Origin of the sequence: Pseudomonas sp. CFBP 13711 (assembly GCF_014842265.1) — a bacterium.
GTDB lineage: Bacteria > Pseudomonadota > Gammaproteobacteria > Pseudomonadales > Pseudomonadaceae > Aquipseudomonas.
The window spans coordinates 267,408-289,865 of the sequence record NZ_JACYVI010000004.1; the positions used below are offsets into that span (position 1 = coordinate 267,408).

24 protein-coding genes are annotated in these 22,458 nt (G+C 61.1%); 23 read left to right on the top strand and 1 reads right to left on the bottom strand.

Features of this window, described 5'->3' with window-relative positions:
• Window positions 1–428: 428 nt before the first annotated feature.
• Genes rluC through sppA form a run of 3 tightly spaced genes read left to right on the top strand, consistent with a single transcriptional unit; the run spans window position 429 to window position 3,058 of the window.
• Window positions 429–1,388 carry a 23S rRNA pseudouridine(955/2504/2580) synthase RluC gene (gene rluC / locus IFT47_RS10385; protein WP_192172737.1) on the top strand — a complete coding sequence of 320 codons (960 nt, stop codon included), beginning with the start codon at window positions 429–431 and terminating at the stop codon, window positions 1,386–1,388.
• The gene (locus tag IFT47_RS10390; protein ID WP_192172736.1) at window positions 1,378–2,058 is read left to right on the top strand and encodes an HAD-IA family hydrolase; all 681 of its coding nucleotides are present in this window, start codon (window positions 1,378–1,380) and stop codon (window positions 2,056–2,058) included. The genes rluC and IFT47_RS10390 overlap by 11 nt, the downstream gene beginning before the upstream one ends.
• Before the next feature lie 7 nt (window positions 2,059–2,065).
• The gene (gene sppA / locus IFT47_RS10395) at window positions 2,066–3,058 is read left to right on the top strand and encodes a signal peptide peptidase SppA (protein WP_192172735.1); all 993 of its coding nucleotides are present in this window, start codon (window positions 2,066–2,068) and stop codon (window positions 3,056–3,058) included.
• Window positions 3,059–3,132: 74 nt separating this feature from the next.
• On the opposite strand, the gene IFT47_RS10400 is transcribed toward sppA, so the two are convergent.
• Window positions 3,133–3,711 (bottom strand): Maf family protein, encoded by a 579-nt coding sequence (locus tag IFT47_RS10400; protein ID WP_192172734.1) that lies wholly within the window; start codon window positions 3,709–3,711, stop codon window positions 3,133–3,135.
• A 106-nt stretch (window positions 3,712–3,817) separates the two neighbouring features.
• Between IFT47_RS10400 and IFT47_RS10405 the strand changes: the two genes are divergently transcribed.
• The 20 genes from IFT47_RS10405 to IFT47_RS10500 all read left to right on the top strand — a co-directional run bounded on the left by IFT47_RS10405 (window position 3,818) and on the right by IFT47_RS10500 (window position 22,287).
• Window positions 3,818–4,345 (top strand): YceD family protein, encoded by a 528-nt coding sequence (locus tag IFT47_RS10405; RefSeq protein WP_192172733.1) that lies wholly within the window; start codon window positions 3,818–3,820, stop codon window positions 4,343–4,345.
• Between the two features lie 13 nt (window positions 4,346–4,358).
• Window positions 4,359–4,541: a 50S ribosomal protein L32 gene (gene rpmF, locus IFT47_RS10410; protein ID WP_003179396.1), complete on the top strand. Its 183-nt coding sequence runs from the start codon at window positions 4,359–4,361 to the stop codon at window positions 4,539–4,541.
• Between the two features lie 4 nt (window positions 4,542–4,545).
• Window positions 4,546–5,553 carry a phosphate acyltransferase PlsX gene (plsX, locus tag IFT47_RS10415; protein WP_192172732.1) on the top strand — a complete coding sequence of 336 codons (1,008 nt, stop codon included), beginning with the start codon at window positions 4,546–4,548 and terminating at the stop codon, window positions 5,551–5,553.
• Window positions 5,554–5,691: 138 nt separating this feature from the next.
• Window positions 5,692–6,630: an ACP S-malonyltransferase gene (fabD, locus tag IFT47_RS10420; RefSeq protein WP_192172731.1), complete on the top strand. Its 939-nt coding sequence runs from the start codon at window positions 5,692–5,694 to the stop codon at window positions 6,628–6,630.
• Between the two features lie 15 nt (window positions 6,631–6,645).
• Window positions 6,646–7,383 carry a 3-oxoacyl-ACP reductase FabG gene (fabG, locus tag IFT47_RS10425; RefSeq protein ID WP_192172730.1) on the top strand — a complete coding sequence of 246 codons (738 nt, stop codon included), beginning with the start codon at window positions 6,646–6,648 and terminating at the stop codon, window positions 7,381–7,383.
• Window positions 7,384–7,569: 186 nt separating this feature from the next.
• On the top strand, window positions 7,570–7,806 hold the full coding sequence (acpP, locus tag IFT47_RS10430) for an acyl carrier protein (protein WP_007987170.1): 237 nt from the start codon (window positions 7,570–7,572) through the stop codon (window positions 7,804–7,806).
• A 107-nt stretch (window positions 7,807–7,913) separates the two neighbouring features.
• The gene (gene fabF / locus IFT47_RS10435; RefSeq protein WP_192172729.1) at window positions 7,914–9,158 is read left to right on the top strand and encodes a beta-ketoacyl-ACP synthase II; all 1,245 of its coding nucleotides are present in this window, start codon (window positions 7,914–7,916) and stop codon (window positions 9,156–9,158) included.
• Window positions 9,158–9,973, top strand: coding sequence for an aminodeoxychorismate lyase (gene pabC, locus IFT47_RS10440; RefSeq protein WP_192172946.1), 816 nt, complete (start codon window positions 9,158–9,160; stop codon window positions 9,971–9,973). The genes fabF and pabC overlap by 1 nt, the downstream gene beginning before the upstream one ends.
• Before the next feature lie 3 nt (window positions 9,974–9,976).
• Window positions 9,977–11,200, top strand: a complete 1,224-nt coding sequence (mltG, locus tag IFT47_RS10445) for an endolytic transglycosylase MltG (protein WP_192172728.1) — start codon at window positions 9,977–9,979, stop codon at window positions 11,198–11,200.
• Between the two features lie 43 nt (window positions 11,201–11,243).
• The gene (gene tmk, locus IFT47_RS10450; RefSeq protein ID WP_192172727.1) at window positions 11,244–11,888 is read left to right on the top strand and encodes a dTMP kinase; all 645 of its coding nucleotides are present in this window, start codon (window positions 11,244–11,246) and stop codon (window positions 11,886–11,888) included.
• Window positions 11,881–12,867, top strand: a complete 987-nt coding sequence (locus IFT47_RS10455) for a DNA polymerase III subunit delta' (protein WP_192172726.1) — start codon at window positions 11,881–11,883, stop codon at window positions 12,865–12,867. The genes tmk and IFT47_RS10455 overlap by 8 nt, the downstream gene beginning before the upstream one ends.
• 43 nt (window positions 12,868–12,910) lie before the next feature.
• Window positions 12,911–13,267: a PilZ domain-containing protein gene (locus IFT47_RS10460; RefSeq protein WP_037011754.1), complete on the top strand. Its 357-nt coding sequence runs from the start codon at window positions 12,911–12,913 to the stop codon at window positions 13,265–13,267.
• Between the two features lie 15 nt (window positions 13,268–13,282).
• Entirely contained in the window at window positions 13,283–14,068 is a 786-nt protein-coding gene (locus tag IFT47_RS10465) for a TatD family hydrolase (RefSeq protein WP_192172725.1), read from the top strand.
• A 466-nt stretch (window positions 14,069–14,534) separates the two neighbouring features.
• On the top strand, window positions 14,535–15,221 hold the full coding sequence (locus tag IFT47_RS10470; RefSeq protein WP_192172724.1) for a TetR/AcrR family transcriptional regulator: 687 nt from the start codon (window positions 14,535–14,537) through the stop codon (window positions 15,219–15,221).
• Window positions 15,222–15,338: 117 nt separating this feature from the next.
• Window positions 15,339–15,944, top strand: coding sequence for a DUF4823 domain-containing protein (locus tag IFT47_RS10475; RefSeq protein WP_192172723.1), 606 nt, complete (start codon window positions 15,339–15,341; stop codon window positions 15,942–15,944).
• Window positions 15,945–15,954: 10 nt separating this feature from the next.
• Entirely contained in the window at window positions 15,955–16,518 is a 564-nt protein-coding gene (locus IFT47_RS10480) for a DUF1285 domain-containing protein (RefSeq protein ID WP_192172722.1), read from the top strand.
• A 108-nt stretch (window positions 16,519–16,626) separates the two neighbouring features.
• Window positions 16,627–17,637 (top strand): aspartate-semialdehyde dehydrogenase, encoded by a 1,011-nt coding sequence (locus tag IFT47_RS10485; protein WP_192172721.1) that lies wholly within the window; start codon window positions 16,627–16,629, stop codon window positions 17,635–17,637.
• Between the two features lie 116 nt (window positions 17,638–17,753).
• Window positions 17,754–20,570 carry a FimV family protein gene (locus tag IFT47_RS10490; protein ID WP_192172720.1) on the top strand — a complete coding sequence of 939 codons (2,817 nt, stop codon included), beginning with the start codon at window positions 17,754–17,756 and terminating at the stop codon, window positions 20,568–20,570.
• 212 nt (window positions 20,571–20,782) lie between these two features.
• A complete protein-coding gene (gene truA / locus IFT47_RS10495) occupies window positions 20,783–21,607 on the top strand; it encodes a tRNA pseudouridine(38-40) synthase TruA (protein WP_122623808.1) in 825 nt (274 codons plus the stop codon).
• A gap of 59 nt (window positions 21,608–21,666) precedes the next feature.
• Window positions 21,667–22,287: a phosphoribosylanthranilate isomerase gene (locus IFT47_RS10500; protein WP_192172719.1), complete on the top strand. Its 621-nt coding sequence runs from the start codon at window positions 21,667–21,669 to the stop codon at window positions 22,285–22,287.
• Window positions 22,288–22,458 lie beyond the last annotated feature (171 nt).

Consider the following 22,458-nt stretch of genomic DNA (forward strand, 5'->3'; position numbering starts at 1 on the left):
CACGTATCCCTGATAATTCGGGTGCTGCCGTGCGCTGAATCCGCAGCGGGTTGCATTTATCGCGATCTTCCATGGGAAGTCCGCGCGTCATGGCTCAAATAAGGCATGGTTTCCGAAGCATTCGCCCGGAGCGACTGCCAGCGACTGCACTTTGTGAACTGGCCTTGAACGTGGGCCTCGATGGCGAGTGACTCACTCTGCGATCGGGCTTGTTTCAGGCCTCATGTCACCTGCGCTCGTTACGCTTGCATATCTTCCGTTGTCACCGAAAGCCCCGTAGGACGGCCTCGCGCCCTCGTGAATTGCGTTGGGCAGGGCCGGCTGTCATACCGTTTGTCCGCTGTCCAGGCCGCTTTTGGCGGCGTTCGCGACTATAGCAGCAATCATTAAGTGCTTCAAATCCATAAAAAATTGTTATGATTTGCGCCATGACAAATCTTACCCCCCCAACCCCCGGCGTCCGGCTGGTAGAGGTTGCGCCGGAATTTGCCGGTCAGCGCATCGATAACTTTCTGATCACGTACCTCAAGGGCGTTCCCAAGACCTTGATTTACCGCATTTTGCGCAAGGGCGAAGTGCGTGTGAACAAGGGCCGGATCAAGCCCGAGTACAAGCTTCAGGCGGGCGATGTCGTGCGCGTCCCACCCGTTCGAGTGCCTGAGCGCGACGAACCTGTGCCGGTTGCCCAGGGTTTGCTGCAGCGTCTTGAGGCCGCCATTGTCCATGAAGACAAAGGCCTGATCGTCCTCAACAAGCCCGCTGGCATCGCGGTTCACGGCGGCAGCGGCTTGAGCTTTGGCGTCATCGAAGCCTTTCGTCAGCTGCGTCCCGACGCCAAGGAGCTGGAACTGGTCCACCGTCTGGACCGTGACACCTCCGGGCTGCTGATGATCGCTAAAAAGCGCAGCATGTTGCGCCACCTGCACGAACAGTTGCGCGGCGACGGCGTGGACAAGCGTTACATGGCGCTGGTCCGCGGAAACTGGCCGACCGCGCAGAAGCAGGTCCGGGCACCGTTGCTCAAGAGCAATCTTCGCTCCGGCGAGCGCATGGTCGAGGTCAATGAGGAGGGCAAGGAGGCGCTGACTCTGTTCAAGGTCCTGCGCCGCTTCGGCGACTTCGCCACCATGGTCGAAGCCCGGCCCATTACCGGCCGTACCCACCAGATTCGCGTCCACGCCTTACATGCCGGCCACTGCATCGCCGGTGACCCCAAGTACGGCGATGAAGATTTCAGCCGCGAAATTCGTGATCTCGGCGGCAAGCGTCTGTTCCTGCACGCCTATGCCCTGACCGTGCCACTGCCGGATGGTGGCGAGTTGAAACTCGAAGCGCCCGTCGACGAGATGTGGGCCAAGACCGTGGAGCGATTGCTGCTTGCGCCCTGATTACGAACTGCTGATATTCGACTGGGACGGCACGCTGTCCGATTCCATCGGTCGTATCGTCGACGCGATGCAAGCCGCCGCACAGCTTGCCGGTCGTCCGGTGCGCGACGATGCCGCGATCAAGGGCATCATTGGTCTGGGTTTGCCGGAAGCTATTCGCACGTTGTACCCGGATATCACGGCCAATGATCTGATCGATTTCCGGCAGCACTACGCCGACCGTTACATGGCCATGGACGTTGAACCCTCGAAACTGTTCGACGGGGTGCATGAGTCGCTGGAGGCGTTTCGTGCCGAGGGCTATCGTCTGGCGGTCGCCACCGGCAAGGCCCGGCGTGGTCTGGATCGGGTGTTGAAGGCGCACGGCTGGACCGACTTCTTCGACGCCACCCGCGCGGCGGATGAAACGGCCAGCAAGCCCGATCCGCTGATGCTCAATGAAATCCTGCAGCATTGCGGCGTCAGGCCTGAAAAGGCGCTGATGGTTGGCGACGCTTCGTTCGATCTGCTGATGGCGCGTAACGCCGGAATGGATTCGGTGGCTGTCGGGTACGGCGCGCAAGCGCTTGGCTCCCTGCTTCAATACCAGCCGCGTCTGGCGATCGAGCACTTTTCCGAATTGCGCACCTGGTTGGGTGCGCGGACTGCTGAAACTTCGTTGTTGGGGTAACTGATCTATGTCGGACGAATGGAAATCTCCGTCTTCGCCAGAGCGCGACGACGCAGGGGATGCAAAAAGTTGGAAACTGCTGGAAAAGACCCTGCTCGCCAGCGTGCAGGAGCAGCGTCGGTCGCGGCGCTGGGGAATCTTCTTCAAATCCCTGACCTTTCTTTATCTGTTCGGCGCACTGGCACTGTTCTCGCCGCTGATGGATTTCGGCAAGGGCGCTTCACGCAGCACGAGCCACACGGCGCTGATCGAAGTGAAGGGCATGATCGCCGATACCGAGGCGGCCAGCGCCGACAACATCGTTGGCAGTTTGCGGAAAGCGTTTGAAGATGAAAAAACCAAGGGCGTGATTCTGCGCATCAACAGCCCGGGCGGCAGTCCGGTGCAGTCCGGCTATATCTACGACGAGATCCGTCGTCTGCGCGCGCAGAAGCCGAACATCAAGGTGTATGCGGTGATCACTGATCTGGGCGCGTCCGGTGCGTATTACATCGCCAGCGCCGCCGACCAGATCTACGCGGACAAAGCCAGTCTGGTGGGTTCGATCGGTGTCACGGCAGCCGGTTTCGGTTTCGTCGGCACGATGGAAAAACTGGGTGTTGACCGTCGTACCTACACGTCGGGCGAGCACAAGGCGTTCCTTGATCCGTTCCAGCCGCCAAAGCCTGACGAGACTGCCTTCTGGCAGGGCGTTCTGGACACTACCCACAAGCAGTTCATCGCCAGCGTGAAGGCGGGTCGCGGTGATCGCCTGAAAGACAAGGACCATCCGGAACTGTTCTCGGGGCTGGTCTGGACAGGCGAGCAAGCGGTGGGTCTGGGTCTGGTCGATGGGCTTGGCAGTGCCAGCTACGTCGCGCGGGATATCATCGGCGAGAAAGAGATGGTCGATTACACGGTGCAAGAGTCGGCGTTCGATCGTTTCTCCAAAAAGATGGGCGCCAGCGTGGCCGAGCAGATCGCGATGTGGGCAGGTTTCAAGGGGCCGTCCCTGCGCTGATCGCTTCAGCCTTCGCGTGTGAAGAAAAGCCCGGCCATTGGTCGGGCTTTTCGCATCTGTTTATTTTGTCGAAATCAGGGCAGCTCGATGCCTTCGTTCATCAACATGTCCACCAGGCGTATTAAAGGAAGGCCGATCAGGCTGGTCGCATCCGCGCCCTCGGTGCTGCGAAAGAGGCTGACGCCCAGTCCTTCGGCCTTGAAGCTGCCGGCGCAGTCATAGGGTTGTTCGGCGTGGAGGTAGCGGCTGATACGCGCCTCGTCCAGCTGGCGCATGTGCACGGTGAAGGGCACGCAATCAACTTGGCACTGACCCGTGCGGCTGTTGAAGAGCGCAAGGCCGGTGAGGAAGCTGACGCTGTTGCCGCTGCTCTCCTTCAGCTGTTCCAGCGCGCGCTCGAACGTGTGCGGCTTGCCAAGGATCTGCTCGCCAAGCACGGCGACCTGGTCCGAGCCGATGATCAGGTGGTCGGGGAATCGCTCGGCCAGTGCCATGGCCTTCTCACGCGCCAGGCGAGTCACAAGGTCGATGGCAGGCTCGTTCGGCCGGCGGCTTTCGTCGATGTCAGGCGACGCACAGACGAATGGCAAGCGCAGGCGATCGAGCAATTCACGGCGGTAAGGCGAGCTGGAAGCAAGGAGTAGAGGCAGCATGGGTGGCTCCGAAACATGAAAGTCGAGTGTAATCAGCAGGTCAGGTTGCGAACAGGCCTGAATTTCCTTTGACAGTCGCCAGGGTCGTCCCTAGAATGCTGCGCCTATGTTGAATGACCCGATTCCACCTCACGTTGACCCGCGCAAATTAGCTGATCGTGGCACTACTCTTCAGGGAGAGATGCTGCTGGCTGATTTGGAGAGACTCTGCGACCCGCTTGCTGACAATCTCGGTACGGTGCAGGCGAAATTCGTTTTTGAGCGAGACGAGCAGCGCGCTGTGGTTATCCACAGTGCAATTGACGTCGAAGTCAAAATGGTTTGCCAGCGTTGTCTTGAGCTGGTCACCTTTCCGATCCACAGCGAATGCAGTTATGCCGTGGTGAAGGAGGGTGCAAACACCCAGTCGATGCCGAAAGGCTATGACGTGCTGGAACTCGGCGAAGATCCCATGGATCTGCTGGCTTTGATCGAGGATGAGCTTCTGCTCGCCTTGCCCATTGTTCCAACTCATGATCCGAAAGAATGCCAGCCGCCGGCGGACCTCAACGAGTCCGAACCGAGCGAGGACGAGGTAACGCGGTCCAACCCGTTCAGTGTATTGGCGCAGTTAAAGCGTGACCCAAACGTTTAGGAGTTAATCAATTATGGCTGTTCAGCAGAACAAAAAATCCCGCTCTGCCCGTGACATGCGTCGTTCCCACGACGCTCTCGAGGCTAGCACTCTGTCTGTAGAAAAAACCACCGGTGAAGTTCACCTGCGTCACCACGTATCGCCAGAAGGCGTATACCGTGGCCGTAAAGTGATCGACAAGGGCGCTGACGAGTAATTTCTTGTCTGCTCCGGTCATCGCGATCGATGCAATGGGCGGGGACTTCGGTCCCCGCCACATTGTTCAGGCCAGCATTGCCTGCCTGCTTGCTACACCCTCGTTGCACCTGACCCTCGTCGGTCAATCCCACCTTCTTGAAGAACTCATCGCCCGCCACTCCGGTGTCGATCGCTCACGCCTGCACGTTGTGCATGCCAGCGAGATCATCACCATGGATGAGCGTCCGTCCCAGGCCTTGCGCGGCAAGCCTGATTCGTCGATGCGCGTTGCGCTGGGGCTTCTCGCCGATGGCAAGGCCCACGCCTGTGTCAGTGCAGGCAATACCGGTGCCTTGATGGCGCTGTCCCGCTTCGTGCTGAAAACCTTGCCCGGTATCGACCGGCCGGCCATGGTGGCCGCGATTCCGACACAGCGCGGTTATTGCCAGTTGCTGGATCTGGGTGCGAACGTGGATTGTACCGCCGAACATCTTTATCAGTTCGCCGTGATGGGTTCTGTGGCCGCCGAGGCGCTGGGCGTGGTGCGACCCAGAGTCGCACTGCTGAACGTCGGCACCGAAGACATCAAGGGCAATCAGCAAGTCAAGTTGGCCGCGAGTCTTTTGCAGGCCGCGCCGGGGCTGAATTACATCGGCTTTGTCGAAGGGGATGGCCTGTATCGGGGGGAGGCGGATGTCGTGGTCTGCGATGGCTTTGTCGGCAACGTGCTGCTGAAGTCCAGCGAAGGCCTGGCGTTGATGATTGGCGAGCGGATTGAGCGGTTGTTTCGCCGCAACGTGTTGTCGCGACTGGTGGGTTTGATGGCAAGGCCTGTGCTCGGCAGGCTCAAGGCCGATCTGGCCCCGGCGCGGCATAACGGTGCCAGTTTTCTCGGTTTGCAGGGCATCGTGGTGAAGAGTCATGGCTCGGCCGATGCTCAGGGTTTCCAGAGCGCGATACAGCGGGCGCTGATCGAGATTCAGGAAAACCTCCCGCAGCGCTTGCGCGGTCGTCTTGAGGATCTGCTTTAAGGCTTCAATGCGAGTCTTGGGCTAGAATGTGACGCCTGTGACCGCATGGTCATCCAACTGTCCATCGCAACACATTGAATTACCTCGCGTTCGGCCCGCCGGACGCTCATTTTGACGAGAATAATCAGGGGCTTGTTAATGTCTGCTTCCGTCGCATTTGTCTTTCCGGGCCAGGGCTCGCAGTCCCTCGGCATGCTGGCCGAGCTGGGCGCGCAGCATCCGCTGGTGCTGGAGACGTTCAAAGAAGCTTCCGCTGCGCTGGGCTATGACCTCTGGGCGCTGACCCAGCAGGGCCCGGAAGAGAGCCTCAACCAGACCGATAAAACCCAGCCTGCCATCCTCACTGCATCGATTGCCTTGTGGCGCCTGTGGCTGGCGGAAGGCGGCGTGCGCCCGGCGTATGTCGCCGGCCACAGCCTGGGTGAGTACAGCGCGCTGGTCGCGGCCGGCAGCCTGAGCCTTGCGGACGCGGTCAAGCTGGTCGAGCGTCGCGGTCAATTAATGCAGGAAGCTGTGCCGGCGGGGCAGGGCGGCATGGCGGCCATTCTGGGTCTCGACGATGCGGTGGTTATAGCCGCCTGTGCCGAAGCGGCTCAGGGCGAGGTGGTCAGCGCGGTGAATTTCAATTCGCCCGGGCAGGTTGTGATTGCCGGTGCCAAGGCCGCTGTCGAGCGCGCCATCGAAGTCTGCAAGGCCAAAGGCGCCAAGCGCGCCTTGCCGTTGCCGGTGAGTGTGCCTTCCCACTGCGAACTGATGCGTCCGGCAGCCGAACGCTTCGCCGAGTCCATCGCCGCCATCGACTGGCAGGTGCCGCAGATCCCGCTGGTTCAGAACGTCACTGCGAGTGTCGTGTCCGATCTCGAAACGCTGAAAACCGATTTGCTGCAGCAGCTGTACAAGCCGGTGCGCTGGGTCGAATCGATTCAGACCTTGGCGGCTCAGGGCGCCCTGCAACTGGTCGAGTGCGGCCCGGGCAAGGTGCTCGCCGGCTTGAACAAGCGCTGCGCTGATGGCGTGACCACTCACAACCTCAATACCCCAGACGCCTTCGCCGCCGCTCGCGCGGCGCTGGCCTGATTAGGAGACGCCTGCATGAGTCAGGGTAAAGTTGCACTTGTCACCGGCGCGAGCCGTGGCATTGGCCGGGCGATCGCCCTTGAACTGGGTCGTAACGGCGCCACCGTCGTGGGTACGGCGACGTCCGAAGCCGGCGCCGAGAAGATCACCGCTTATTTCAAGGAAAACGGCATCGAAGGCTTCGGCCTGGCGCTGGACGTGGGCAGCGACGAATCCGTTGCCGCCGCGCTGGCCCAGATCACCGAACGCGTTGGTGCGCCGTTGATCCTGGTCAACAACGCCGGTATCACCCGTGACAACCTGATGATGCGCATGAAGGATGACGAGTGGCATGACGTCATCAACACCAACCTGAGCAGTCTGTTTCGCCTGTCCAAGGGCGTTCTGCGCGGGATGACCAAGGCACGTTGGGGCCGGATCATCAGCATTGGTTCGGTGGTGGGTGCCATGGGCAACGCAGGTCAAGTAAACTACGCAGCCGCCAAGGCGGGTCTGGAAGGCTTCAGCCGTGCCCTGGCACGTGAAGTCGGGTCGCGCGCAGTGACGGTCAACTCGGTGACGCCGGGTTTCATCGACACCGACATGACCCGCGAGCTGCCAGAAGCGCAACGTGATTCCCTGACGGCACAGATTCCTCTGGGCCGACTGGGGCAGGCAGAAGAGATCGCGCATGTTGTCGCTTTTCTTGCCTCAGAAGGTGCAGGCTACGTTACCGGGGCTACAATCCCCGTTAACGGCGGCATGTACATGTGACCGGTCGTATCGAAAAAATGTCATACGGGCTGTCTAAAATCCGTTATAAAGCTGAAATCTTTTAAGGGGTAGAGGGCTGTTGGGCGTAGCGGGAATTGCGTTTAGCTTGAAATGCGCAAAACCTCTTCTATACACTTACCCATCGGCCAGCTGCCTGAATTTGTCCACTAGGAGTTAAAACACGGTATGAGCACCATCGAAGAGCGCGTCAAGAAAATCGTTGCCGAACAACTTGGCGTCAAGGAAGAGGAAGTCGTGAACACTGCTTCCTTCGTTGAAGACCTGGGTGCCGACTCCCTTGATACCGTAGAGCTGGTAATGGCTCTGGAAGAGGAATTCGAGACCGAAATCCCTGACGAAGAAGCCGAGAAGATCACCACCGTACAAGCCGCTATCGATTACGTTACTGCCCACCAGGCGTAAGATTTTGTAATCGTAGTTTGCTGTCCTGGAGAAACCGCACTGCCCCTGGCGTGCGGTTTTTTCTTTGAATAGGGCAGCGTTTCATCAATAGAAGAAAGGAGAGTCCTGTGTCGCGTAGACGCGTCGTGGTCACCGGTATGGGTATGCTGACGCCTTTGGGCACGGATGTGCCGAGCACCTGGCAAGGCATTCTGGCTGGCCAGAGTGGCATTGGGCCTATCGAACACACGGACCTGTCCAAATACACCACCCGTTTTGGCGGATCGGTGAAGGGATTCAACGTCGAGGAATACCTGTCGGCCAAAGAGGCCCGCAGACTCGATCTGTTCATCCAGTACGGGCTGGCTGCCAGCTTTCAGGCCGTGCGCAACTCCGGTATCGAGATCGACGACACCAATCGCGAGCGCGTCGGCGTGGCGATGGGATCGGGCATCGGGGGCCTGACCAATATCGAGAACACCAGCCGGCTGATGCATGAACAGGGGCCAGGCAAGATATCCCCGTTCTTCGTGCCGGGGTCGATCATCAACATGATTTCCGGGTTCCTGTCGATCCACCTCGGCGCACAGGGCCCCAACTACGCCATTGCCACTGCGTGCACCACGAGCACCCACTGCATCGGCATGGCCGCGCGCAACATCGCTTACGACGAAGCCGACGTGATGATTGCCGGCGGCGCTGAAATGGCGGCCTGCGGCTTGGGCATGGGCGGCTTTGGCGCCTCGCGCGCGCTGTCTACCCGCAACGATGAGCCCGCCCGCGCCAGCCGTCCGTGGGACAAGGGTCGCGATGGGTTTGTACTGTCCAACGGTGCCGGCGCCATGGTCCTCGAAGAGCTCGAGCATGCCAAAGCCCGGGGCGCGACGATTTATGCCGAGCTGATCGGCTTCGGCATGAGCGGCGATGCGTTTCACATGACCTCGCCGCCGGATGACGGCGCCGGTGCCGCGCGCTGTATCACCAATGCCCTGCGTGACGCGAAGATTCGTCCAGAGGACGTGCAATACATCAACGCCCATGGCACCTCGACGCCTGCAGGTGATCTGGCCGAAGTCAGCGCCATCAAGAAGGTGTTCGGCGAGCACGCCTACAAACTGGCCGTCAGTTCGACCAAGTCGATGACGGGCCACCTGTTGGGCGCCGCCGGTGCAATCGAAGCGATTTTCAGTGTGCTGGCGATCAAGGATCAGGTCGCGCCACCGACGATCAACCTCGACGAGCCCGATGAAGGCTGCGACCTGGACTTCGTTCCCCACGAGCCGCGCAAGATGCCGATCGACGTGGTGATCTCCAACTCCTTCGGTTTTGGTGGCACCAACGGTTCGCTGGTCTTCCGCCGGTACGCCGAATGATCGTGAGCTGGATCGATGGCCTTGCTGCTGACTCCCTTGCCGTCAAGGATCGGGGGTTGGCGTACGGCGATGGTCTCTTCGAGACCGTCCTCGTCAAGGCCGGACAGCCATTGCTCTTCCCGCGTCATCTGCAACGCCTGGCACTGGGGGCACAGCGCCTGGCGCTGAACCTGGATCTGGCGTTGGTCGAAGAGGAATGCTGCCGCTTCGCTGCCCAGTTGGGTGACGGTGTGATGAAGCTCATCGTTACCCGTGGCGATGGCGTGCGGGGCTATGCACCCACTTCGGACGCGCAGCCGCGACGCATCCTCCAGGCAAGTGGGCTGCCGGCGTATCCCGAGGCCCATGCAGCGCAGGGCGTCAAACTGTTCGCTTGTCAGACCCGCCTCGCCGAGCAGCCGCTGCTGGCCGGGCTCAAGCACCTCAATCGCCTTGAGCAAGTGCTGGCCCGTGGCGAATGGCAAAGTGCCGAGTACGCCGAAGGGCTGATGCGGGACGTTTCGGGGCGTATCGTTGAAGCGGTCTACAGCAATCTGTTTATGGTCAAGGGCGGCGTGCTGCTGACGCCGGACCTGCGCCGCTGTGGCGTGGCCGGCGTGATGCGGGCCGAGATCCTGGCGCTGGCGGAGCGCGAGAACATGCCGGCCCGTGAGCTTGACCTGCAGATGTCCGACCTGCAAAAGGCCGATGAGGTGTTTGTCTGCAACAGCGTGTACGGCATCTGGCCGGTGCGCGGCGTCGAGCATCTCAACTGGCCGGTTGGGCCGCTGACCCGTAAACTCCAACACCTTGTTCGCGGGCTTCTGGATATCTGATTCGTGATCCGAAAATTACTCGTCTTGCTGGAAACAGGTGTGGTTCTGGCGGGGCTGTTGCTGGGCGTGGCTTATTGGCAGCAGAACAGCGCGCTGCAGCAGCCCCTCAATCTGACCCAGGAAAAACTGCTGGATGTGCCGTCGGGCTCTTCGCCGACCGGCGTGCTGAATAGGCTGCAAGCCGACGGTGTCATCAAGGACGCGTTCTGGCTGCGCCTGTACTGGCGCTTCAATCTGCAGGGCCAGTCACTGCACAGTGGCGAATACCGCATGGCACCGGGCATGAACGCCGAGTCGCTGCTCGATCTCTGGCAAAAAGGTGAAGTGGTGCAGTACAGCGTCACCCTGGTGGAGGGCTGGACCTTCCGTCAGGTGCGCGCGGCACTGGCCAAACAGGTCAAGCTGGAGCAGACGGCGAGCGACCTCAGCGACACCGAGCTGATGGCGAAGCTGGGGCATCCGGACGTCTTCCCCGAAGGCCGGTTTTTCCCGGACACCTATCGCTACGTGCGCGGCATGACCGACGTCGAGCTGCTGAAACAAGCCTACAACCGCCTGGATGAAGTACTTCAGGAGGAATGGGAGAAGCGCGCTGCCGATGTGCCTTACACCGATCCTTACCAGGCGCTGATCATGGCATCGCTGGTGGAAAAGGAAACCGGCGTGCCTCAGGAACGCGGCCAGATTGCCGGTGTGTTCGTGCGTCGCTTGCAGCAAGGCATGTTGCTGCAGACCGATCCGACCGTCATTTACGGGCTCGGCGACCGGTACAACGGCAAGATCACCCGCGCGTTGCTGAAAGAACCTACGCCCTACAACACCTATGTCATCTCCGGTTTGCCGCCAACGCCGATTTCCATGGTCGGGCGTGAAGCGATCCATGCGGCGATGCACCCGGTGGCCGGCAACAGCCTGTACTTCGTGGCGAGAGGGGACGGCAGTCACGTATTCTCCGCCGATCTGGATGCGCACAACGCAGCAGTGAAGGAGTTTCAGCTCAAGCGTCGCGCGGACTATCGTTCCAGCCCGGCGCCTGTCGCTGCACCGGCGCTGCCGGCGAATACCGTCGAGCAGCCGCCTTCAGAGCCGCAACCCATAGAGCCGCCATCGACAGAATCAAAGGCGACCGAGCCGAAGGGGGCTGAGCCGGACGCGAGCGAGCAGTCGCCGAAACCGCAGACAGACGCTGCAGCTCCGTCGACTCCAGCCAATGACCCCGGCAAATGACAACCGCGAGCACACTCGCCATGAATCTGACCAAGGACTGCCCGTGACCGGTTTGTTTATTACCCTGGAAGGCCCCGAAGGCGCGGGCAAAAGCACCAACCGCGACTACCTGGCCGAACGGCTGCGCAGTGAGGGCATTGATGTCGTCCTGACCCGCGAGCCCGGCGGTACGCCGCTCGCCGAGCGTATCCGCGAGCTGCTGTTGACGCCGGGTGACGAGCAGATGTTCGTGGATACCGAACTGCTGCTGATGTTCGCCGCCCGCGCGCAGCACCTCGCCGCGCTGATTCGCCCGGCGTTGGCGCGGGGCGCCGTTGTGCTTTGCGACCGATTCACCGATGCCACGTACGCGTATCAGGGAGGCGGCCGAGGCCTGCCCATCGAACGCATCGCCGTGCTGGAAGATTTCGTCCAGGGCGCGCTGCGTCCCGATCTGACCCTGGTGTTCGATCTGCCCATCGAGATCGGCCTGGCCCGGGCTTCCGCGCGCGGTCAGCTGGACCGTTTCGAGCAAGAGGGCCGAGCGTTCTTCGACGCCGTGCGCAGTACGTATCTGTCGCGCGCGGCCGCTGCGCCTGAGCGTTACCGCCTGGTAGACGCGGCGCTGCCGCTGACTGAAGTCCAGGCTTCCCTTGATGTGCTGGTGCCTGAGTTGACCGCGCTGCTGGCGGCTCGCCGGCATGGCTGAGGCTTATCCCTGGCAGCATGGCCTGTGGCAGCAACTGGCGGGCCGCAAGCAACATGCTCACGCCTATTTGCTGCACGGTCCGGCCGGTATCGGCAAGCGGGCGCTGGCTGAGCGTTTGATGTACCTGCTGCTGTGCCAACGCCCGGCAGGCCTTGAAGCGTGCGGCCAATGCAAATCCTGCTCGCTGCTGGCGGCCGGCAGTCACCCCGACCATTACGTGCTGGAGCCTGAAGAAGCCGACAAGGCCATCAAGGTCGATCAAGTGCGCGATCTGGTCAGTTTCGTGGTACAGACCGCGCAGATGGGCGGGCGCAAGGTGGTGCTGATCGAGCCGGTCGAGTCGATGAACATCAACGCCGCCAATGCCCTGCTGAAAAGTCTGGAAGAGCCGTCGGGCAACACCGTTCTGTTACTGGTCAGCCATCAGCCGAGTCGGCTGCTGCCTACGGTGAAGAGCCGATGCGTGCAACAGGCGTGTCCGCTGCCCAGTGATGCCATGAGCATCGCCTGGCTGGCCGATGCGCTGCCCGATTGCACCGAGCAGGAACGCGTTGAGTTGCTGACCCTCGCGGCCGGTTCGCCCCTGGTGGCGGTCAAGCTGCACGCCCAGGGTGTTCATGAGCAACGGGCGCTGGTGGTGGACGGCGTTAAAAAGCTGCTCAAGGGCCAGCAATCGCCGACCCAGCTGGCCGAAGGCTGGAAGGACATACCGCTGTTGTTGCTGTTCGACTGGTTCTGCGACTGGTCGAGCCTGATCCTGCGCTATCAGCTGACCCAGGACGAAGAAGGCCTGGGCCTGACTGACATGCGCAAGGTCGTGCAGTATCTGGCGCAGAAATCGTCCCAGCGCAATGTGCTGGCGATTCAGGACTGGGTGCTGCTGCAGCGCCAGAAGGTCATGTCAAAAGCGAACCTCAACCGGGTTTTGTTGCTCGAAGCGTTATTGGTGCAGTGGGCAGGCCTGACCGGACAGGGTTAGACTGGCCATCTGCATGACATCATGCATTGCCTGAGGAAACGAGATGAGCGTGCCACTGAGTCCAGGTCCACGTAACGGCATCCTGTCCCTGACCATCAAGGACAAGTCCGTCCTGTACGCCGCGTACATGCCGTTCATCAAAAACGGCGGCCTGTTCATTCCCACCAGCAAAAGCTACAAGCTGGGCGATGAAGTCTTCATGTTGCTCAACCTGATGGACGAGCCTGAAAAGATTCCGGTCGCGGGCAAGGTCACCTGGATTACCCCGAAGGGCGCTCAGGGGAACCGCGCCGCTGGCGTTGGGGTGCAGTTCAACGATGGCGACAACACCGCGCGCAACATGATTGAAAACTACCTGGCCGGAGCGCTTAAGTCCGACCGTCCTACCCACACGATGTAAGTTGCCCCCGCCGCCATGCTTGTAGATTCCCATTGCCACCTTGACCGCCTCGACCTCAGCGCCCACGACGGCTCCCTCGACAACGCCCTGCAAGCGGCGAGAGAGCGGGGCGTCGGGCACTTCCTGTGCATCGGCGTCAGTGCCGAGAATGCCGGTGCCGTAAAAGCGCTGGCCGATAGCTACGACGACGTTGATTGCTCGGTCGGCATTCACCCGCTGGACCTCAAGCCCGGCGAGGCGCCTGCGCTGGAGTGGCTGCTCGGCGAACTCAACCATCCGCGCGTCGTGGCCATCGGCGAAACCGGGCTGGATTATCACTACGAGCCTGAGGCGGCCGAGTTGCAGCAGGCCTCGTTCCGGCTTCATCTGCAGGCGGCCAACGTGACCGGCAAGCCGGTGATCGTCCACACCCGCGGTGCGCGTGCCGACACGCTGGCGCTGTTACGCGAAGCCGCGTTGCCTCAAGCCGGCGTGCTGCATTGCTTCACCGAAGACTGGGACATGGCCAAGGCCGCGCTCGATCTTGGGTTTTATATCTCGCTGTCCGGCATCGTCACCTTCCGCAATGCTGACGCGCTGCGGGACGTCGCCAGCAAAGTGCCCGCCGACCGTCTGCTGGTCGAGACCGACTCGCCGTACCTGGCGCCGATCCCGTATCGCGGCAAGCCCAACCTGCCGCAATATGTGCGTGAAGTGGCCGAGTTTCTGGCGATGTTGCGCGGCGAGACCTACGCGCGTTTTGCCGAGCAGACCAGCGAGAACTTCAAGCGGCTGTTCCCGCTGGCGCGCGTCAAGGGCTGATCCGCCGTGCATGGCAGTGCTTGCCAAGCCCCTGGCGTTCAGCAAATCGCAGGCAAAAAAAACCCGGGTTCTGGGGGGTGAATCCGGGTTAAGACCATTAGGAGTAAAACAAAGACACGCTATCCATTGGTGTCCTTACCAACGCTGGCACTTGGGGGAGATGCTGCGTTGGCGAATATAAGTATTGGCTATAATCCGCAGGCGTCCAGCCGCACGCTGTACGATTTTTAAACAGTTTTGGAATACCTGACGGCCTGCTGATACCGCAATTCCACCGACGCCCCTGATTTTCGACTGCCTGTCTCATCCCGCCAAAAACCGAGACTGTTTCGGCCTCGAGCGTTTCCTTTTTGCCTGCCGTTGTCGAAAATCGTCAGAAAACGGATACAGGTCTGATCGTTCGTGCATTCTGCTGCGGGATAGGCATAATGTGGCGCTTCCGATTTCGAACCCACAGTCTCCTCCTATGCAGAAAGAACCTCGTAAAGTCCGTGAGTTTCGCCGCCGTGAGCAGGAGATTCTCGACACCGCGCTCAAGCTGTTCCTTGAACAGGGCGAAGACAGCGTCACTGTCGAGATGATTGCGGATGCCGTGGGTATCGGCAAAGGCACCATCTACAAGCATTTCAAATCCAAGGCCGAGATCTACCTGCGCCTGATGCTCGACTACGAGCGCGATTTGAACGAGTTGCTGCATTCGGCGGACGTCGACAAGGACAAGGAAGCGCTGTCCCGCGCCTACTTTGAATTCCGCATGCGCGACCCCCAGCGCTACCGGCTGTTTGACCGCCTGGAAGAGAAGGTGGTCAAGGGCAATCAGGTGCCGGAGCTGGTCGAGGAGTTGCATAAGATCCGCGCCTCCAACTTCGAGCACTTGACCCTGTTGATCAAGGGCCGAATTTCCGAAGGCAAGTTGGAAGACGTTCCTCCGTATTTCCACTACTGCGCCGCCTGGGCTCTGGTGCATGGCGCGGTGGCGTTGTACCACTCGCCGTTCTGGAGCAATGTCCTTGAAGATCAGGAAGGTTTCTTCCAGTTCCTGATGGACATCGGTGTGCGCATGGGCAACAAGCGCAAGCGGGATGTCGACCACGGCCACGAGACCAAACCCGAGCGCCAATCCGACTCCCAGGCTGACCCTGCTGCCGAATAAATCGCAGCCGCAAAAACCCGATTCAGCGAGCGAAACCTTCTCCAGGTCCGACATGGCGCAAAAGCTGCATTAACCGGCCATTCGCCGGTTTTCCGTCGCCGGACTTTGGAGATAAACATGCGTAGCCTGGTTTTACTGCTGGCTCTACTGGCGTTGAGTGGCTGCATGCACGTCAGCGATCTGGCACAAGGCGCTCACGATGAGCTCAGTGACGCCGGGCTGCTGGATCACAGTTCGACCCGCCGGTTGAACAACTTTCGCGTGCAACCTGACTCGTTCATCTATATCGCCCAAGGCGCCTTTGCTCCTCCGGGCGGCGCCTACCCGCGTCCCAATGTCGTGGCCGAAGAAGCCTTCAACGGTTTTATCGAATACTTCCCGATGGTCCGACGCGCCCGCGCCCCGGAAGGTCTGGATGACGCGATGAACGAGGCTCGGGCCGCCGGCGCGCATTATCTGCTGTACACACGTTTTGCCAAGGCTGATGACCGCATCGGCACGTTTGACGAGTGGTCCGACCAGGAAGCAGTGGACCGTCTTGGCATCGACAACGGCGTCATACAGCTGATGCTGATCGAAACCAACACTCGCTACCTTATCGATTCGGCACGCATTCACCTCCGTGGTGGTCTGCTGACTTTGTACGACACCAAGCCCGAGGATTTGCTAGGACCCCCGATGGAAGCTTACGCTCGGGGTTTGCTGGGCGTCGAAGCCCGCTGAGGAGTGGCGTATGAGTGGGCAGGACAAAGCCAACGATCTGTTGGCCCAGATTGCCAGGAGCGGCAAGGGCTTGCCGCCGGTGCACCTGTGGAACCCGGATTTCTGCGGTGACATCGACATGCGCATCGCCCGCGATGGCACCTGGTTCTATCTGGGCACGCCCATCGGTCGCAAGCCGATGGTCCGGCTGTTTTCCACCATTATTCGCCGTGATGGCGACGATTACTTTCTGATCACCCCGGTCGAGAAGGTCGGCATCAAGGTCGACGACGCCCCTTTTGTGGCGGTCCTGCTGGACGTTGAAGGCAGCGGTGAGTCGCAGTTGCTGCGCTTTACTACCAACGTCGACGACGTGGTGGAGGCGGGGACCGACCACCCGCTGCGTATTGACCTCGATCCGCAGAGCCAGGAACCGGCGCCTTATATTCTGGTGCGCAACAACCTCGAAGCGCTGATCCACCGCAACGTCTTCTATCAGTTGGTGGACCTGGCCGTGGTGCGTGAGATCGACGGCCAGCGCTGGCTGGGGGTATGGAGTGGTGGCGAATTCTTCCCCATTGGCCTTGAGCCCTGATCCCTCCATTTCTGTTTCCACCACGTTCGCTAATCCGCTCGCGGCCAATTGCCTGACTTTTGCCAGGCAGTTACAGTGCCGCCCCCCGATTTTTCCTGAGGTTTTTCCATGAGTCAGTCCTTTGATATCGCCGTGATTGGCGCCACCGGTACTGTCGGCGAAACCATCGTCCAGATTCTCGAAGAGCGCGACTTCCCGGTCGGCGATTTGCACCTGCTCGCCAGTGTCGAATCGGCCGGCAGCTCGGTGCCGTACCGTGGCAAGAACGTCCGCGTGCGTGAAGTCGATGCCTTTGATTTCAGCAAGGCCAAGATTGCGTTCTTCGCCGCGGGCGCTGCCGTGACGCGCAGCTACGCCGAGCGCGCCACCGCCGCCGGTTGCGTGGTGATCGACCTGTCCGCCGGCTTGTCCGTCGAGCAGGCGCCGAATGTGGTGCCCGAGGTCAACGGCGCCCGTTTGGCTGATCTGGCCACACCGCAGCAGGTGGCCTGCCCAAGTTCCAGCACCGCCGCCCTCGCGCTGGTGCTGGCGCCGTTGCGCGCACTGCTGAACATCGAGCGGATCACCGTGACGGCGTGCCTGGCGGTGTCGAGCATGGGCCGCGAAGGGGTCACCGAACTGGCCCGGCAAACCGCCGAGCTGCTCAACGTTCGCCCCCTCGAACCCAAGGTGTTTGACCGGCAGATGGCGTTCACCGTGCTGGCCCAGGTGGGCAAGCCTGACGCCGAAGGTCATGTGCCACTTGAAAAACGTTTGGTCAGTGAGTTGCGCGAGTTGCTCTCGCTGCCTTTAATCAAGGTCGGCGTGAGTTGCATCCAGGTGCCGGTGTTCTTCGGCGACAGCCTGAGCGTGTCGGTGCAGACCCGCGAGGCGGTTGACATCAACGCGGTCAATGCGGCGTTGGAAACGGCTGAGGGCATCGAGCTGGTTGAGGCCGGCGATTACCCGACGCCGGTGGGCGACGCGGTAGGACAGGATGCTGTCTATGTAGGACGTTTGCGCGGGGGCGTCGACGACGCTTGTGAACTGAATTTCTGGGTCACGCTGGATAATGTGCGCAAGGGCGCCGCGTTGAACGCTGTGCAGGTGGCTGAGTTGTTGATAAAAGATGTTGCGTAAAAGATACTTGCCCACAACTCGAAGAATCATTCTAGCTGCGGCGTGTCGATACGCCCTACACCCGAGCAGGCATTATCTTCGCGATTGCCGGGGAAATTTCAAACAAGGGATGGGCTATGGTTCAGGTTCGTAAACTCGTTTTAGCAATCGCTGCGGCTTCGGCGCTGTCATCGGGAATGGCCCAAGCGCTCGGCCTCGGCGGTCTGACCGTGAAGTCGACCCTGAATCAGCCGCTGTTGGCCGAAATCGAGCTGACGGAAGTGCAGGACCTCAATGCCTCCCAGGTAGTGCCGAGTCTGGCGACTTCTGCGGAGTTTGCTCAGGCCGGCGTCGGCCGGGTGGCGATCCTGGATGACCTGACCTTTACTCCGGTTGTCAATCCCGGTGGCAAGAGCGTGTTGCGCATCACCTCCACCAAACCCATCCGCGATCCCTACGTGAAGTTCCTGGTTCAAGTGCTCTGGCCCAATGGCCGTGCGCTGCGCGAGTACAGCCTGTTGCTGGACCCGCCGAAATTCTCGCCGCAAGCCGCTGCGGCCGCCGCTCAACTGCCTTCGACGGCACCGAGCGCCGCGCCTGCTCCGGCTCCCGCCGCCGAAACACCGGCCGCTGCGCCTCCAACGCCCGCTCCAGCGCCGGCGCCGGAACCCAAATTCACTCAATACACCACCGCCAATAACGACACGCTCTGGGAAATTGCCGAGCGCGTGAAAAATGGCGGGACTGTACAGCAGACCATGCTGGCGATTCAGGCGCTGAACCCTGATGCCTTTATTGCCGGCAACATCAACCGCCTGAAAAAAGGTCAGGTGTTGCGTCTGCCGTCGCCGCAGGAATCAACAGCGCTCGCGCAGCCCCGCGCGGTGGCCGAAGTGGCCGAGCAGAATCGCGCCTGGCGCGAAGGCCGACGCCTGCCGAGCGGTGCGCGTCAGGTTGATGCGACCCGTCGCGACCGGGCTGGCGCTGCGCCGTCGCAGATTGACGCCAAGGACAACCTCAGCCTCGTCTCTGCCAACAAGGCGGGCGCGAAAGGCAAAGCCGGTGACAATGCCGATATCAGCAACCAGCTGGCGACCACCCAGGAAAGCCTGGATACCACGCGTCGGGACAATGCCGAGCTAAAGAGCCGCATGACCGACCTGCAAAGCCAGGTCGACAAACTGCAGCGCCTGATTCAACTGAAGAATGACCAGTTGGCGAAGATGCAGGCGTCGGGCGCAGCGGTTCCGCCGCCCATTGATGCCGCCAATCCTGCCAATCCCGCGGTCAGCCCCAACAGCGTCACCAATCCGAACAACGCCGCCAACCCGGCGATGCAGGCCCAGGTCGTGCCGAACGCGGCGGCGCCTGATGTCGCCGGCAAGGCCCCCGACGAAATCGCCCCGGAAGACGCATTGCCAGTGGACGGGGCGGCAGTTACCAGCGCCACGCCCGATCAAGCGCTGATTGTGCCGACAGAACCGGTGGTCGATGAAGACAACCGCAGCGCCCTCGAGAAGATCCTCGCCAGCCCGATGCTGATGGGGTTGATCGGCGGCGGCGCGTTGTTGCTGTTGCTGCTGCTTCTGTTGCTGCTGGCCCGCCGCCGCAACGCGCTGATCGAAGCCGAACGGCATCGTCAGATGGCACGTGCCTTGGCCGAAGAGTCTGACTTCGCGTCCGACATGGACATGCCTGCCAGCAGCTTCGAAGGCCTGGAGGCGCCGGCGCCCCACGCAAAGACGCCGCCGGCGCCGACCGTCGCCGAGCCGGTCCGCGAACATCCGGCTGACGCGCTCGTTCAGGCTGAAATCCACATTGCATATGGCCGCACCAATCAGGCGGTCGCCGTTCTCGAAGACGCCATCAAGCACGAGCCGCAGCGCAGTGATCTGCGCCTCAAGCTGATGGAAGTCTATGCCGAGCAGGACAACAAATCCGGGTTTGTCGCGCAGGAGCGGCAACTGATCGCCACGGGAAAGAACCACGCTGAAGTCGAAGAGCTGAAATCCCGCTATCCGTCCATGGCCGCTGCGGCTGCGGCGGCCGCAGGGGTGGCAGCAGCGGCGGCTTTGGCAGCGGAAATGGACGCAAAGTACGTTGAAGAGCTGCTCCATGATGAGCCTGAAGTCGCCGCGCAGCCTGCTCCGGCTGCCGAAACGGTCACCGAAGTGCCGCTGGACGAAGAGTTCGACAACGCCTTTGACCTGAGCCTGGATGACCTGGACAGCGAATCCCCTGCTGCTGCGCCACACCGCGCCGCTGCGCAGGACAACGCTGCCCTCGACGATCTGGACCTGGACGCGCCGTTTGCCGGGTCGGCTGCCGATGATCTGGATTTCGACGCGATCCTGCGCGAGCAGCAGGCGACATCCGTTGCTGCCAAACCGGCCGATCTGGACGATTTCGATCTGGATCTGGCAGAAGATCAGCCGGCGTTGAAGGCCGAAGACGATTACTTGCTGGGAATGGAAGACGATCTGCGTGATCTGCCGCCGTTCGAACAGCCTGCATCGTTGGGCGCCACCAAGCCTGGGCTGGAAGACGACATCGAGTTGCCTGCCGATTTCGACCTCTCACTGGCTGACGAGATGGAAACCGAGCAGGCGTCCGAGGCGTTCGCCTCCGAGATCGACGACGTCAATGCCGAGCTGGACCGTCTTTCCCAGAGCCTTGAGCAGCCACCGATTGCCAAGCCGTTCGACACGGCGCTGGACAAGCCGGTGGAAGCATCGCCTCATTTCACCGAGGACGATGCTCTGCTGGCGGACGACGAACCGGAATTCGACTTCTTGTCCGGCACCGACGAAGCCGCGACCAAGCTGGACCTCGCCCGGGCCTACATCGAGATGGGCGACGCCGACGGCGCGCGCGACATCCTCGATGAGGTTGTGGCGGAAGGTGACGACGGCCAGAAGACCGAAGCACGGGACATGCTGTCGCGCCTTGTCTGAGCGGATTCACCGCTGTAATAAACGACCGCTTCGGCGGTCGTTTGCGTTTCCGGGTCGGGCATTTCGGCTTGTCCCTCGCCTCCGGGTTAACCGTTGGCCGCTGCCGATGGCGTCTTTCTTTTCGATCCGTATAATGGCCGCCCTTGCGCACATCGACAGGCTTTAAGCTCTTGGCAACTACAGACACCGAGGCAGAAACAGCGGCAGCCGAACTGGCCGCCGAAGGTTTTTCCAGAATCGCCCTGGGCGTGGAATACAAAGGCTCGCGCTACAGCGGCTGGCAGCGCCAGTTGACCGGCGTGCTGACCGTCCAGGAAACGCTGGAAAATGCCCTGTCGAAAGTGGCCGATTCGCCGGTGTCACTGATGTGTGCCGGGCGCACCGATGCGGGCGTGCATGCGTGCGGTCAGGTGGTGCACTTCGATACCCAGGCCGAGCGCAGCATGAAAGCCTGGACCATGGGCGCCAATATCAATCTTCCCCACGACATCAGCGTGACCTGGGCCAAGGTCATGCCCGCGCATTTTCACGCGCGTTTCAAAGCCATCGCCCGTCGCTATCGTTATGTGATCTACAACGATCAGATCCGCCCGGCGCACCTGGGCCAGGAAATCACCTGGAACCACCGCCCGCTCGATGCCGAACGCATGGCGCTGGCCGCCGAGTATCTGGTCGGTACCCACGACTTCAGTGCGTTCCGTGCCGGGCAATGCCAGGCCAAGTCGCCGATCAAGCAGCTTCACCATCTGCGCGTCACCCGCCACGGCAAGATGATCGTCATCGATGTCCGGGCCAATGCCTTCCTGCACCACATGGTGCGCAACATTGCCGGCGTCCTGATGACCATCGGGGCAGGGGAGCGGCCGATCGAGTGGGCGAAGGAAGTGCTCGAAAGCCGAGTGCGAAGAACTGGCGGGGTGACGGCTCATCCTTTCGGCCTGTACCTGGTTCAGGTGGAATACCGCGACGAGTTCCCATTACCGGATCGCTACATCGGCCCGCATTTTCTCACTGGCTTCTCGGAACTGGACGGCTGACGCAGGTGACTGCATTTGCTACCATCCGGGACTTTCGCAAGGCTTGAGGTCTCCACTACATGTCAGCCGTTCGCAGCAAGATCTGCGGGATTACCTGCATAGAAGATGCGTTGGCCGCCGTTGACGCGGGAGCTGACGCCATCGGGCTGGTGTTTTATCCCAAGAGCCCGCGCTTCGTGACGGTGGAGCAGGCCCAGGCTATCGTTGCCGCGCTGCCGCCCTTCGTCAGCACCGTCGGCCTGTTCGTCAATGCCGAGCGCGCTGACTTGAAAGCGTTGCTCGACGTCGTTCCCCTCGACCTCATTCAGTTTCACGGCGATGAAACCCCTGAGCAGTGCGAGGGATACAACCGTCCGTACATCAAGGCCCTGCGCGTTCAGGCCGGCGACGACATCGCGGCCAGTTGCGATGCCTACGCCAACGCCTGCGGCATCCTGCTCGACGCTTATGTCGCGGGCATTCCGGGCGGGACGGGTGAAACCTTCGATTGGGCGCTGATTCCAAAACATTTGAGCAAACCGGTGATTCTCGCCGGTGGCCTGACCTCGGCCAACGTTTCCCAGGCCATCGCGCAGGTGCAGCCCTACGCGGTTGATGTGAGCGGCGGGGTGGAGAAGTCCAAAGGACTGAAGGACCACGACAAGATCCGTGCATTCATGAGTGCTGTACACGGGGCTTAGGGCATTTGCCCGGCAACATTGGCCGGGATGTGACGGCGGACCAACGGTCGCCGTCCACTAGCCTGCCATCCGCTGATGCGCGTGGCCGAATTGATTGAGCGAAGACGTCTTGCGTCTCGTGATGGAAGTTGAGAGTGGTGTTGGTGAATGTTGTTCTGGCAGGTCAGGCCT

Excerpts from the sequence above, each read along its gene's own strand:
- rluC (WP_192172737.1), top strand. The coding sequence starts at position 429 with ATGACAAATCTTACCCCCCCAACCCCCGGCGTCCGGCTGGTAGAGGTT.
- sppA (WP_192172735.1), top strand. The coding sequence starts at position 2,066 with ATGTCGGACGAATGGAAATCTCCGTCTTCGCCAGAGCGCGACGACGCA.
- IFT47_RS10400 (WP_192172734.1), bottom strand. The coding sequence starts at position 3,711 with ATGCTGCCTCTACTCCTTGCTTCCAGCTCGCCTTACCGCCGTGAATTG.
- IFT47_RS10405 (WP_192172733.1), top strand. The coding sequence starts at position 3,818 with ATGTTGAATGACCCGATTCCACCTCACGTTGACCCGCGCAAATTAGCT.
- rpmF (WP_003179396.1), top strand. The coding sequence starts at position 4,359 with ATGGCTGTTCAGCAGAACAAAAAATCCCGCTCTGCCCGTGACATGCGT.
- fabD (WP_192172731.1), top strand. The coding sequence starts at position 5,692 with ATGTCTGCTTCCGTCGCATTTGTCTTTCCGGGCCAGGGCTCGCAGTCC.
- fabG (WP_192172730.1), top strand. The coding sequence starts at position 6,646 with ATGAGTCAGGGTAAAGTTGCACTTGTCACCGGCGCGAGCCGTGGCATT.
- acpP (WP_007987170.1), top strand. The coding sequence starts at position 7,570 with ATGAGCACCATCGAAGAGCGCGTCAAGAAAATCGTTGCCGAACAACTT.
- IFT47_RS10455 (WP_192172726.1), top strand. The coding sequence starts at position 11,881 with ATGGCTGAGGCTTATCCCTGGCAGCATGGCCTGTGGCAGCAACTGGCG.
- IFT47_RS10460 (WP_037011754.1), top strand. The coding sequence starts at position 12,911 with ATGAGCGTGCCACTGAGTCCAGGTCCACGTAACGGCATCCTGTCCCTG.
- IFT47_RS10465 (WP_192172725.1), top strand. The coding sequence starts at position 13,283 with ATGCTTGTAGATTCCCATTGCCACCTTGACCGCCTCGACCTCAGCGCC.
- IFT47_RS10470 (WP_192172724.1), top strand. The coding sequence starts at position 14,535 with ATGCAGAAAGAACCTCGTAAAGTCCGTGAGTTTCGCCGCCGTGAGCAG.
- IFT47_RS10475 (WP_192172723.1), top strand. The coding sequence starts at position 15,339 with ATGCGTAGCCTGGTTTTACTGCTGGCTCTACTGGCGTTGAGTGGCTGC.
- IFT47_RS10480 (WP_192172722.1), top strand. The coding sequence starts at position 15,955 with ATGAGTGGGCAGGACAAAGCCAACGATCTGTTGGCCCAGATTGCCAGG.
- IFT47_RS10485 (WP_192172721.1), top strand. The coding sequence starts at position 16,627 with ATGAGTCAGTCCTTTGATATCGCCGTGATTGGCGCCACCGGTACTGTC.
- IFT47_RS10490 (WP_192172720.1), top strand. The coding sequence starts at position 17,754 with ATGGTTCAGGTTCGTAAACTCGTTTTAGCAATCGCTGCGGCTTCGGCG.
- IFT47_RS10500 (WP_192172719.1), top strand. The coding sequence starts at position 21,667 with ATGTCAGCCGTTCGCAGCAAGATCTGCGGGATTACCTGCATAGAAGAT.